The 13,074-nt window shown below is 42.1% G+C and carries 11 protein-coding genes; 5 read left to right on the top strand and 6 right to left on the bottom strand.

The features are described from left to right. From ACN222_RS10565 to ACN222_RS10555, 3 genes are all read right to left on the bottom strand, one after another. Complete coding sequence (locus ACN222_RS10565; RefSeq protein WP_010996277.1) at positions 1-1,464, bottom strand: ferrous iron transporter B; 1,464 nt, start codon at positions 1,462-1,464, stop codon at positions 1-3. Positions 1,465-1,591: 127 nt separating this feature from the next. Then, positions 1,592-2,212 carry a FeoB small GTPase domain-containing protein gene (locus tag ACN222_RS10560; RefSeq protein ID WP_010996276.1) on the bottom strand — a complete coding sequence of 207 codons (621 nt, stop codon included), beginning with the start codon at positions 2,210-2,212 and terminating at the stop codon, positions 1,592-1,594. 324 nt (positions 2,213-2,536) lie between these two features. Beyond that, positions 2,537-4,348, bottom strand: coding sequence for a hypothetical protein (locus tag ACN222_RS10555; RefSeq protein WP_010996275.1), 1,812 nt, complete (start codon positions 4,346-4,348; stop codon positions 2,537-2,539). Between the two features lie 336 nt (positions 4,349-4,684). Here ACN222_RS10555 and ACN222_RS10550 point away from each other — a divergent pair, with 336 nt between their 5' ends. Next, positions 4,685-5,935, top strand: a complete 1,251-nt coding sequence (locus ACN222_RS10550; protein WP_010996274.1) for a glycoside hydrolase family 10 protein — start codon at positions 4,685-4,687, stop codon at positions 5,933-5,935. 121 nt (positions 5,936-6,056) lie between these two features. Further along, a complete protein-coding gene (locus tag ACN222_RS10545; protein ID WP_010996273.1) occupies positions 6,057-6,929 on the top strand; it encodes an Rpn family recombination-promoting nuclease/putative transposase in 873 nt (290 codons plus the stop codon). A gap of 60 nt (positions 6,930-6,989) precedes the next feature. On the opposite strand, the gene ACN222_RS10540 is transcribed toward ACN222_RS10545, so the two are convergent. Beyond that, positions 6,990-8,471 (bottom strand): site-2 protease family protein, encoded by a 1,482-nt coding sequence (locus ACN222_RS10540; RefSeq protein ID WP_010996272.1) that lies wholly within the window; start codon positions 8,469-8,471, stop codon positions 6,990-6,992. Between the two features lie 237 nt (positions 8,472-8,708). Here ACN222_RS10540 and ACN222_RS10535 point away from each other — a divergent pair, with 237 nt between their 5' ends. After that, on the top strand, positions 8,709-10,262 hold the full coding sequence (locus tag ACN222_RS10535; RefSeq protein WP_010996271.1) for a cation:proton antiporter: 1,554 nt from the start codon (positions 8,709-8,711) through the stop codon (positions 10,260-10,262). 145 nt (positions 10,263-10,407) lie between these two features. Here ACN222_RS10535 and ACN222_RS10530 read toward each other — a convergent pair whose 3' ends face one another. After that, complete coding sequence (locus ACN222_RS10530) at positions 10,408-10,959, bottom strand: DUF3124 domain-containing protein (protein ID WP_010996270.1); 552 nt, start codon at positions 10,957-10,959, stop codon at positions 10,408-10,410. 4 nt (positions 10,960-10,963) lie between these two features. Continuing rightward, positions 10,964-11,641 carry a potassium channel family protein gene (locus tag ACN222_RS10525; RefSeq protein WP_010996269.1) on the bottom strand — a complete coding sequence of 226 codons (678 nt, stop codon included), beginning with the start codon at positions 11,639-11,641 and terminating at the stop codon, positions 10,964-10,966. 189 nt (positions 11,642-11,830) lie between these two features. On the opposite strand from ACN222_RS10525, the gene ACN222_RS10520 reads away from it, so the two are divergent. Both ACN222_RS10520 and ACN222_RS10515 read left to right on the top strand, forming a co-directional pair. Next, the gene (locus ACN222_RS10520) at positions 11,831-12,436 is read left to right on the top strand and encodes a vWA domain-containing protein (RefSeq protein WP_010996268.1); all 606 of its coding nucleotides are present in this window, start codon (positions 11,831-11,833) and stop codon (positions 12,434-12,436) included. A gap of 21 nt (positions 12,437-12,457) precedes the next feature. After that, positions 12,458-13,063 carry a vWA domain-containing protein gene (locus ACN222_RS10515; protein ID WP_044522916.1) on the top strand — a complete coding sequence of 202 codons (606 nt, stop codon included), beginning with the start codon at positions 12,458-12,460 and terminating at the stop codon, positions 13,061-13,063. Positions 13,064-13,074 lie beyond the last annotated feature (11 nt).

The following is a 13,074-nucleotide window of genomic DNA, read 5'->3' as shown; positions in this document are numbered from 1 at the left end:
TTAAAAGTTCACTCCGAATAATATTAAGCCGAGGTTGACGACATATCCCATGAGGAAGGCGAAGGGAAAAATAAACAGTACTATTGCCAAAGTAGTTTTAGTTCCCCGTTCCTTAATCAGCATTTGCAATTGGGCAATACAAGGTAAAAATAAAGTCAGAACGATCGCAGCTATCACTAATTGATTACCTGTCAAGCTTCCCTGTTGCTGCAAATCAAACAGTCCGGCTGCACCATAATCTCGACGGAAGAAGCCATAGAGAAATATGGGCGCTGCTTGTTTTGGCATTCCTAAAGCCAAGGTGAGAGGTTCAATTGCACGAATAATTACGTCAAATAATCCGGTTAAACGTCCCACCCAAATCAACACAGATGCCCAGATAAACAAGGGTAATACCTCTAAGAAATACCACTTCATCCGCACCCAGGTTTTGGTGAACACATTCCGTAATTTGGGCAAACGTAAAGGGGGAATTTCCATGTAAAACCTGCCGGAAGTCCCAGGTAACAATCTGGCGGTGAGATACCCAACTACTAGGAAGATGGCGGTGATAAAGCCTCCCCAAAATATTAAGGCGGCTGGTTTTTGAGCCAGTAGTCCTACAATTACACCCCACTGTGCTGCACAAGGTATGGCTAGGGAAAGTAAAAAGGTGGCAATTAATCGTTCACGTCTGGTTTCTAAGGTGCGGGTGACTATTGTTGCCATTGTGTCGCACCCCAAGCCCAATACCATCGGAATTACCGCACGACCAGATAAACCAACGGATTTGAATAAGCGATCCAGCATCAAAGATAAACGTGGGAGATAGCCGCTATCTTCTAGTAACGAGAACATCAAGAAGTAAGTGGCAACTACAGGTAAAACGATCGCTGTAGCATAACGGATTCCCAAGGTGATAATGCCATAGTCATGAGCAATCAAGTCTTGAATTGGTCGCCAGGGAATGATTTGTGCCGTGACTTGGTTGACTAATGGGTTAATTTGTGATTCAAAAAAGCTTTCGATGCGATCCACTAGTTCCCCTGCACCAAATTCACCGACAAATTTGTAAACTCCGTAATAAAGAATAACGACAAGAATAGGGAAGCCAGTAATAGGATTGACTGTGAGTTTGTGGATTGTTTCTGTAATTGACGATCGCGCTTCTCTGGCTTCATGCAAAACTGCTCTTTCTATTGTCCGAGCCTGACTTTGACGAGTATTGGCGATCGCTAGTCCCAAAGGCTGATGAAGTTGATTTTGGGTAACAGTAATCAAAACTTCCAGATGACGACACTGTTCTTGGTCTTGTTGTAATATTTGCCATAATCCTGGGTCTTTCTGTAACAGTAATAAAGCCAGGCTACGAGGTGATAGTGAGTAATTATGAAATAAATAGCGATTCCCCAATGTCTGCCACCACGATTCTAATTGAGCGATCGCTGCTTCAATTGGTTCTGGATAGATAACTTGGCTAATCATGCCCTTTTCTCCTGATCTCAAATACTTACGCCAATTTGAAAAAAATGCGACAGATACACAATCTAAAACCCTTATTCTGTTTGGCTTCCCTAATTTTGAATTTTGAATTTTGAATTTTGAATTGGTATTACGCTGGTATCATGGCAACCTGAACTGGGAGGAGTGAGGCTATCCTGTGTCGCAATTCATCTATACCTTGGTTCAAAGCAGCCGCCATACAAACTACTGGAATCCCTAATTCCATCTCCAGTAAGTCTGGTTGTAAATCCAACCCCCAACGATGGGCTTCATCCATCATGTTGACGGCGAGTAAAATCGGCAGACCAGCTTCTATCAATTGAAAAGTCAAAGGCAGCATTCTTCCCAAGTTCTTCGCATCTACCACATGAACCACAGCCGCTACAGGTTCTAGAAGCAATAAATCTCTGGCAACTTTTTCTTCTTCACTAATGGGTAGTAGTGAATACATTCCTGGTGTATCAATGACTGTGATGCTTTGTTCCCCAATCTGCGCCAGCCCACGACTTACTTCTACAGTTGTGCCAGGGTAATTAGAGACTGTGACATAAATTCCCGTCAGTGTATTGAACAACACACTCTTACCAACATTGGGCATTCCTACCAAAGCAATTTGGGGATTGTGGGAAACGTCCTGAGTAAATGGTTGCTGATTTTTGGGAAAAAATAACGATTTAGGCGATCGCTTTTTACAAGATTTACCCTGAGATTTACATTTGTGACAATCCATAGGAATTTCTCGTTGAGATTAACTGCAAATTATTCTCAACGAGAAAGATGAGGAACTTGTGAGGAAATTTACTAGATGGGCAACTATGATGAACTCATGACAGATAGACTAAGGGAATTCCAGATAAAAAATTTTCAAGATGTAGCGTGCGTCAGTGCGATAAAACCTAACTATACTCAGAAATTATTCATACTGACGCACTCTACCAAACCATCAATTTCGGCTAATTGATTTTTTTGGTGTTCCCGAAGAAATGGGCTTCAACCGTAAATTTTTCCCATAGATAGCTCTAAAAATTGACGAACGACTATCACCAATTACCCATTACCTATTCCCCACTATATCCCCCCAAACTTGCACCACTCCCTGTAAATCCTGCGGCAAGTTATTCTGAGAAATATCGTTGTACTGTACTGTACCGTCTTCGCTGGTCAGAGTGTAGGTAATAAAATCAGCAGCACCTCTAGGGGCTGGATAGTTAATATTTTGGAACTCCTGTGATCTGCGTTCCAGCAACCGTTGGAATTGACGTACTTGCTGCACAGGAACACGGCGCACACTCCTCTCAGAATCATTAGCGTCGCCAATCCGCACACGGATTAACAAACCATCATCACGTAATACTGTTTCGTAGGTTCTACCCGCAAAGCCACCGCTAGAAATTTCTCGAAATACTACACCTTGATCTAAAGGTAGTGGTAACTCACTGGGACGAATCGCTACAGGGTTGAGATTACCATTATCTGAGATTGGGGTATCGTTAATTTGATTCCATGCGGTAATGACAGCTTGTAAATTTCTCGGTACGCTATTTACGGAAAGATCATTGTATTCGACTGTACCCTCTTGGCTAGTGAGAGTGTAAGTGCTGAAATCAGCACCGCTTCTGGGTGCGGGGTAGCGCAGATTATTAAATTCGCCTCTATAACGTTGTAGCAACTGCTGAAATTGCTGTAATTCTTGGCGACTCAGACGGCGGACACTACGCTCAGAATTATTAATATTACCAATCTGCACACGAATTAATCGCCCATCATTGAGCAAAATTGTCTCGTAGGTTCTCCCAGTAAAACCACCACTCGCAATTGAGCGAAAGACCACATTCCTATCTAAGGGTGGCGGTAATTCACTTTCAGAAATAGGTATTGGTTGCACAGAGCCAACATTACCAGTAGTTGTGCTAGCAGCTCGATTGAACTTGACTAAAAAGTTATTGTCGGTGTGATAAACAAACTTTTCCCGGCCTATGGTGACAGTAACACGCCAACCAGGTACCTGAGCGAAAGTACAAACGCCCCCATCTAAATCTAGACAGCCATTGCTCCAAACTACCCGTTCTGCTTGGGTAATATTTCTCGAACTGACTGCAATCTTGGTTCTACTGCGGTTGGAAGCATCCGCTAACACTTCATCTATAATCGATGTTGGTAAATTTGCACTTGGATTACTTCCAGTTGCTAACCGGACTCTATCACCATTTTCATTACTGACAAATACCCAACGTTGATTCCCCGCACCTACAGTTACTTGCCAACCAGAGACTAAAATCTGATCGCAAGGATTGGGAAAAGTGGAGACTTCACAACCTTCAACCCAGTTAGTCGGTTGAAATTCCACAATACTCAAAGCCCTAGTTGGTAATCCTGAGATTTGTCGCGCCTGTGCTAATACAGCATTTCTCACATTTTGGGGTAATCTACCTGTGTTAGCTCGTTCATTTAGCCTGACTACAGAACCATTTTGATTGGTGTGATAAATCCAGGTTTGTTTACCGCGAGAAACTACAACTCGCCAACCTGGAACTAAAGCCTGAGAACAGAGTTCATCCGGTCGCTGTAGTTCTAAACAACCATTGCGCCAAGTTTGTTGACGATAATCAGTGATTTTCAAAAAGAGGGAAGAAATTCCTGCTCTATTTGATAAATCCCGCAACACAGCATTAGCTACAAGGCGCGGTAAGCGGTTCGCTGGAACATTTTGTTTGAGGCGTTCATTGGGTGTTTCTGCTGAAAAATCGATAGATGAAGCACTGGCGTTTTTTATAAGTGTCAACCCACTACCAACGGATAGAATGCCAGTCAAAATTAAAGCAGTAATAATTTGAGCCTGTTTAGTATAACGATAAATTGGCAGCATAATTCCTAAGATAAAACGCTGACATCAGCGTCTAGAGTTCAGTATTGCAATGATCAAAAATTAATACCTAACAAATAAGATAAATTCCGTAATTATTCCCCAAATAAAATTACTTGGGACTTCTTGCTGGTATATCTTCTTATGTAGATGTAAAGATAGACGCTCGTGTATTAATTTTTTGTTCCTAAGTATTTCAAGAGAAATAGGAAACAGGAAGAAGCAAGAGAGTAGAGGGGATAAAACATTTACCTAATCCCCAAGCTAACAAAAAGGTGCAACTTCTGCTTAACTATTACAGTCATGCTTCATTTTCTTAGCGGATGTTTGTAACGATTTATGAAAGTATTTGCGAAGTGGTGTAGTGAATCCTTATTACCGAATATGGCGGCAATTAGAAAGCAGATATTCTTTGCCTTAATGATGGCTTTGAGTGTTGTGGCTACGGTAATGCTATCGTTTCCCTTAAATGCTCAAATTACTCCTAGTGCTGCACTAGCATCTGAATTGAGAGGGGTATGGTTAACCAATATTGATAGTGATGTATTATTTGAACGCGATCGCCTCAAAACATCTTTACAAAAGTTAGATAAACTCAACTTCAACACCGTCTATCCAGCAGTATGGAACTGGGGATATACACTTTACCCCAGCAAAGTTGCAGCCAAAGTTATTGGACGGGCGATCGACCCCACCCCAGGATTACAAGGGCGAGATATGCTCAAAGAAATAGTCACTGAGGGACATAAACAAGGATTAACCGTAATTCCCTGGTTTGAATTCGGGTTCATGGCTCCAGCCGATTCTCTCCTCGCCAAAAACCGTCCCCAATGGTTAACCAGTCGTAGCAATGGTAGTCGTATAGTCAAGGAAGGCATACACGATCGCGTGTGGTTAAATCCCTTTCGCCCAGATGTCCAACAATTTATCCAAGATTTAATCGTGGAAATTGTAAGAAACTACGACATCGATGGTATTCAATTTGACGATCATTTCGGCTTACCTTCAGAATTAGGCTACGATGCCTACACAGTAGCTTTATACAAGAAAGAACACCGTGGTCAAGCTCCTTCTAAGAACCCCCGTGATCCGGAATGGTTACGCTGGAGAGCTAGTAAAATTACCAACTTCATGCAAAGAATATTTAAAGCAATTAAAGCCACTAAAAAAGATTGCTTGGTTTCCGTTGCACCTAATCCTCAGCGTTTCTCCTATGATTACTTTCTCGCAGATTGGCAGAAGTGGGAAAGGATGGGACTAATTGAAGAACTGGTCTTGCAAATTTACCGAGATGATTTAAACGTCTTTGTTCAAGAATTAGAATATCCAGAAGTCAAAGCAGCCAAAGCACATATCCCTGTGAGTATTGGTATTTTATCCGGGTTGAAAAATCGCTCTGTACCCATACAGCAGATTCAAACCCAAGTACAAAAAGTACGCGATCGCAACTTTGCCGGCGTTTCTTTCTTCTTCTACGAAACTCTCTGGAACTTAAGCCAGGAAGCATCTGCAAAACGTCAGGCTGGCTTCCAACAAATATTCACCCAACCAGCCAAATATCCCAATCTGATTACAGGTTGGAAACCATAGGAAAGTCATAAGCCACAGAAGACTTGAGGCTTCTGTGGTGTACAAATCTGTCAAAAATTGCTCTTTTTTAAGTTTTATTAGAGACTGTTAACCATCAACGGAAAATCAGTCAAATTCTTTCATGCGCCGAGACTCTATATTTTATAAACTATTCCAACAATCTCCCAGTTTACTATTTGAACTATTGACAAATCCTCCTATAAATGCGGAGTCTTATCGATTTGATTCGGTAGCTGTTAAAGAACCAAAATTTGAAATCGATGGGGTATTTTTACCACCAGACAGCGAAAATCCTGGTGTTGTGTATTTCTGTGAGGTGCAGTTCCAAAAAGATGAACAGCTTTATGAAAGAGTATTTGCAGAATCCACGTTATACTTCTACCACAACCGTGCTAGATTTAGCGATTGGCAAGCGGTAATCATTTATCCATCGCGCTATACCGAACAAAGCGATGTTTATCCCCATCGTGCATTACTGAACAGCAACCAAGTTCATCGAGTGTATTTAGATGAATTGGGTGATATTCGCTCTTTGCCCTTATGGTTAGCATTGATGGTTTTAACTACGATAGATGAAGAACAAGCACCCTTGGAAGCTAGATATTTATTAACAAGGAGTCAACAGCAAGCATCTCAACCATCAAACCGCGCCATAATAGAGATGATCACAACGATAATGGTGTACAAGTTTGAAAAATTAAGTAAAACAGAGGTAGAAGAAATGTTGGGAATTACACTTAAAGAAACGAGAGTTTATAGAGAGATTAAAGAAGAAGGACGGGAAGAAGGACGGGAAGAAGGGCGTGAAGAAGGAAGACAGCAAGAGGCTGTGAATCTGGTTATTCGATTGCTAAATAAGCGGTTTGGAGAAATTTCTCAAGAAATGCGATCGCACATTTCCACTCTACCTCTACCGATTCTCGAAGATTTGAGCGAAGCTTTATTAGATTTTACAAGTTTGGCTGATTTACAAACTTGGTTAGAAGCCCTTTAAGATGAAATTGAGTTTTTAAATCCCCGACTTAGAAAAGTCGAGGATACAGCCAGATATTAACTAGCCACCAATCCCCAAACGCCCAGCCAAAGCAGGAGTTAGAGGTAAAAGGGTAGTAATCATCAAGAATAAAACAAGCAAGCATAAAGCCGCCCTAGCATCATCGGGTTCGCTAATTTCATTCAAGTTGGGACGTTCCAAATCCCGTTGTAAGAATAAAATCACGATCGCCCAATACATCGCCAGTGCATTACCCAGAGAAACCAACGCCAACACAATCAAAGTAGCAAATGTTGCTCTACCTGCGGTCTTACGTCCGTAAATTGCCTGAATAATCCGACCACCATCTAAGGAACCGGCTGGCATTAAGTTCAAAGCGGTGATGACTAACCCTAGCCAACCAATAATTACCAAGGGGTGGACGTTGACTAAAGGTGATTGCAACGCCGAACCCAGGACAACCCGTGCTAGGCTACCCACCAAAATTGATCCTTGAAAAAACTGGTTGGGTAACTGAAATAAACTGCCTTGGTGGGATAGCAGCAAACCAACAATCAGCATTAGCAAAGAAACCGTTCCGCCAGCTATTGGCCCAGCCACCGCAATATCGAATAATACTGAGCGATTGGGTAACAAAGACTCGAAGCGGGTAATTGCCCCAAAAGAACCGATTTGTACAGCAGGTAAAAAGAAAGGCCAGCTGAGGCGGACTTGATGACGGCGAGCAACTAACCAATGCCCAATTTCATGAGCCACTAAAATAACAAAGATCCCAACCCCTATGGGTAAAGCCTCTTGCAATCTGGCTGGGGTGGAAAATAAATCAAAATTCAAGAGTAATCCGGCAGTTTCTAAGCTAGTGCCGATAGTTGCTATAGCCAAGATAGCGGCAAATACTTTTTGTGGTAGTGTTGTCGGACGTGGATCATTAGTGCTGGGTAGCACAATCACCACAGGTTTAGTGTCTGTGTTTTCTACTAAAAATAGGCGATACTTCTCACCTAACTTGTCTTGCAAACTCTTACTCAGACGAGTATGAACCGCTTGGGGTTCGCCGCGCAGATTACCTTTGAAGATAGCACCTTCTTGGTAGGCGATCGTTTCTGTGGCAAAAAAGGTATCAATCCCGAAAATGCCTTTAATCACATTTAAGTCTTCTTCGGGGATTGGCATGATTTCCACAACCACTCCCACTGGCTGAGACATATTTTCTGGCGCTGGTAAAGATTCAGCCGCCAGCCTTTCCGTTGCCCGTTGCTTAAGGATGGCATCTTGTCCAAGCGATCGCAACTGTCTACCCAAGTAGATGTACAATCCAGCAGAACCTACGACCAAGAACAATATGCCGACGATGTTGATATAAATCCCGGCAGCAAACAAACCAAAAAACAACAGCCAGGGAGCCATTAATACCACCGACTGCAACCAGGCTAAGATTCCCAGTTTACCAAAAGGTCTGGCGCGGTAAAAGCCCCAACCCAAAATGGTGAAAGCTACAAGTAAAATTATTCCCAGTATAGAAGTCTCTGAGGAAGCAAACATTTCCCAACCCTTCGCTGTGAAAGACTAAGCCCGAATTAGGCCGGTGTTATAGATACATTACCAATCTATAACGAGGTTGTGACCTGCCCAAATAACAAAGGGGGTAATTTTCCATTTTTTAGTAGGGGAGAGTTGCAATTGATAACTTTATGCAAGCCTCTCATCCTTTGGGATGTGTTCAAACTGGCTGTATCCTCCAAAAATTGATTGAACACCATATAAATTCTGCATATCTTCGTGAATATTACCGAATTAATCAAGATTTCTATTATTCTCTTACTCGTTGCCACAGGTGTAGCGTTGCTATCCCGGCGATTGCGAGTTCCTTATGTCACAGGATTAGTATTAGCAGGTTTGCCTATAACTGAACTCTTGTCTCGTCCCATTGGTTTAGACCCGGCGCTGGTTTTAAATCTTTTCCTGCCTATTCTCATCTTTGAAGCCGGTATCAATACAGATATCAGCCGCTTACGTAGTACATTCAAACCAATTGCCCTGCTGGCAGGGCCAGGGGCTATACTTTCCAGTGCTATTATCGCCATCTTGTTAAAATTTGGGCTGGGATTGAATTGGATACCGGCTTTCCTTGTAGGAGTAATTCTGGCAAACACAGATACAGTTTCCATGATTGCCGTATTTAAGGAAATACCAGTACCTTCCCGCCTTTCTACCATTGTTGAAGGAGAAACTTTATTTAACGATGCTGCGGCCTTAGTTTCCTTTAATCTAATTTTGCAAGTATATTCGACTGGTTCGCTCACGTTAATAGAGGGAATCCAACAACTGCTATTTATTTCCGTGGGTGGCTGCCTTGTTGGCTTAGTCTTAGGCTACTTGAGCATACCTGTATTTAACCGTTTAGATGATCCCCTGAGCAGTCTACTGCTGACTGTGGCAGTTGCCTTAGGAACTTTTCAGGTTGGACAATTTTTAGGCGTATCCGGCGCTGTAGCTGTAGTTGTTGCTGGGTTAATTTTTGGAAATTTTGGGCTGTCTGGCAATACTTCTGCTTCCAGTCGCATTACCTTATTGAGTTTTTGGGAATATGCCAGTTTTACTGCTAACACCTTTATTTTTCTGCTGATTGGTGTAGAAATCAACCTAGTAACTCTCTGGCAAACTTTGCCTGCAATTCTACTGGCAGTTTTGGCTTATCAAGTCGGGCGAGTTTTGACAATCTATCCTTTGCTAGCAGGGGTTCGCTGGTTTGACAGGCCGATTCCACTACGCTGGCAACACTTACTGTTTTTAGGCAACATTAAAGGTTCACTCTCAATGGCTTTGGCGTTAAGTTTACCTACCACACTGCCAGGACGCGAAAGTCTGATTGCTATAGTCTTCGGCTGTGTTCTAGTGTCGTTGGTGGGACAGGGGTTAAGCTTGCCATTCTTAGTAAAACGTTTAAAATTATCCAAATTTTCACACTCACAGCAACAGGTTGAAGAATTACAAGCCCAACTAATCACAGCCAAAGCCGCACAAGACGAATTAGATGCCCTCTTGAAAACGGGAGTGTTACCAAAAGCTGTATATGAGGAAATGCGTTCAGCTTACCAAGTACAAGTAGCAGGCGCAGAAAAAGCTTTACGAGAGTTCTATAATCGCCGCCCAGATGAGTTTGATCATAAAAGTGGCGCATTTAGCAAACTTGACGCTATCCGCCGTCGTTTACTACTAGCAGAAAAAGGCGCGCTCACAGAAGCAATGCGTAAACGCATTCTCTCCCAAGATATTGGGCAGAATCGGATACAAACGATTAATGAAAAGTTGCTGCAACTGGACGATGATTAATGGTTTAGGACTTACGCACCGAGATTTTCTGTTGAGACCGGGTGTAAGGGTGTAGGGGTGTAAGGGTTTCAAACATTTATACCCCTACACCCCTATACCCTTCTCCAAACCCTTGATTTTTCGTTTTCATACGTAAGTCCTATAGTTATTTCACAGGTTTACTTTGACTTTTAATGACCTTACCAGGGCTAGTAAAAGAAATTCCTTGCTGAAAGTCAGTACCAATCATGATTGCTTCTACTATCGGTTCCGAGACTTCTGTTGCTGCTACCCACTCGACAATAAAATTTGCGCCTAGACCGCCACTAGTATCGCTTTTATCGATAAAAAAATCAGTAGAAGCTAGGGCATCAAGTTGAATCGGACGTTCTAAATATTGCTTAACTAATTTTCCATTTGAGTCATAGTAACGCACAGACGTGACAATGATTGGATTTGATAAGTCTGTGTTGCGAATACTGAGTGTAGCGGCTAAATTGAAAACCTCCTGGCGATTGTAATGATAAATATGGGAATAGATAGGAACATAGATGGTTTGTCCCATTGCTATCTGAAAATTTTTATCTAGAGTCACCACCTTTCGGGATGGGGTTGCCAAAGTATTTTTTGTTGAAGGCTTTAGGGTCGTCTTGGTTGATTCACAAGACACAAGAAGCATTAATATGATCGCTAAACAAAAATGTCGGCAAAACTTCATCAAACTATTTACATCCTTCGATAAAGTCAATCACTTGATGCAGAGAACCTGGTTTGGTTGCAATTAATATAGTTGAACCCGATTCTAGTACAGTACTACCATTAGGAATTACCAAATCTTCGTGGGGGTGGGGTTGGTAGCCAATAATGAGGGAACCTGAGGGAAAGCGAGAATCTTGAGCAATTTCAGCTAGGCTACGATTGGCTACATAACAACTGTTGGGAATAGAAATTTTTAAAACCTCAATCTGTCCTTGCTCAAAGTGCATCATTGATTCTACTTGTGGATACTCGATCGCATTCACCATCGTGGAAACTGACAGTTCAACAGTACTAATAACATGATTAGCGCCTGCCAGACGCAATGGTTGAGCAAAATCGGCATGGCGCATCCGTGACAGAATATGGGAAACACCGTAGTGTTTAGCCAGCATTACCATGGCTAAATTTAAAGCATCATTTCTGAGAACAGCCGCCAAAGCATCAGCTTTACGGATTCCCGCTTCTAACAATACTTCTGTACTCACCGCACTACCTTCAAACGCCATTGCTCCTACTTGTTCACGAGCGTAACGGCAAGCGGTATGGTCAACATCAATTATGGCAACAGTATGCCCCAGTTCCACCAGTTTTTGCGCCAGGGTTAACCCCACTAAGCCGGCTCCACCAATCAGTACGTACATGACTACTCCTGATATTCAGACTTCTTACTTCACTTTAATTGACAGACTACTCAGGCAGTTCTCTGAACACAAGTTTCATCACCAGAGATGAAAAGATCACAAGGATTGATACAAAAGCTTAAAGTCTTTGCCTATACCAGAGATGTGTGAACTAGACTAGAACGGCAGGGTAATAATTTAAGGAATACTATGATGAGCGATCGCGACTACACACTAATCATCGACAAAAGTGGTAGTATGTCTACCCCCGATCAAGCTGGTGGTAGAAGCAGATGGGAGATAGCCCAAGAGTCAACCCTAGCTTTAGCCAGGAAGTGCGAACAGTTTGACCCAGATGGCATTACTGTTTATCTATTTTCTGGCAAATTTAAACGTTACGACGATGTTACCTCAGCTAAGGTCGCCCAGATATTTTTAGAAAATGACCCAGCCGGAACAACGAACTTAGCAGGCGTACTGCAAGATGCCTTGAATAACTACTTTCAACGCAAAGCTGCGGGTAAAACTAAACCCAATGGCGAAACAATTTTAGTAATTACTGATGGCGAACCAGACGACCGCAAAGCCGTATTTGAAACCATCATTCATGCTACCCGCCAGATGGAACGCGACGAGGAATTGGGTATCTCCATGATTCAAGTTGGTTCAGATGCTCAAGCTACTAAGTTTCTCAAAGCTTTAGATGATCAATTACAAAGCGTTGGTGCTAAATTCGATATTTGCGATACCATCACCCTGGAAGATTTAGAAGACATGAGTCTTGCAGATGTGTTAATGAATGCAATTACTGATTAGTTATTCATGCAACTGAATATGATGTTAGAAAATCGTGATTACACCCTAGTTATCGACCACAGTGCCAGCATGGCCAAGCCAGATGGCAATAGTGAAAATAGCAAATGGCAAGCCATACAGGAATCGACTTTTGCTTTAGCTCGTAAATGTGAGGAGTTCGATTCTGATGGTATTACTGTCTATTTATTTTCTAAAACTTTTCAGCGTTACGATTATGTAAATTCGGCCAAAGTTAAACAGTTATTTGCAGAAAATTCCCCCAGCGAAACCACAAATCTAGTTGGCGTACTTCAGGATGCCATCAATAGTTACTTTCAACGCAAATCTCTGGGTAAAACAAAGCCCGCAGGAGAAGTCATCTTAGTGATTACAGATGGCGCACCAGTTGATAGTCAAGCTGTATGTGAAGTCATAATTAAAGCGACTCATCTTGTGGAAAGTGCTAATGAATTGAGAATTTCCATTATTCAAGTAGGTTCGGATTCCCACGCGACTAAGTTTCTTAAAGCTTTGGATGATCACCTGCAAAGTGTTGGTGCTAAGTTTGATATTTGTGACACCATCACTTTGGATGAATTAGAAATAACTAATTTATCAGATGTGCTAATGAAGGCAATCACTGACTAGTTGATTTCAAT

This window comes from Anabaena sp. FACHB-595 (assembly GCF_048568275.1).
In the GTDB taxonomy this organism is placed as follows: Bacteria; Cyanobacteriota; Cyanobacteriia; order Cyanobacteriales; family Nostocaceae; genus Trichormus.
This window is presented reverse-complemented; position numbering and strand designations above follow the sequence as displayed.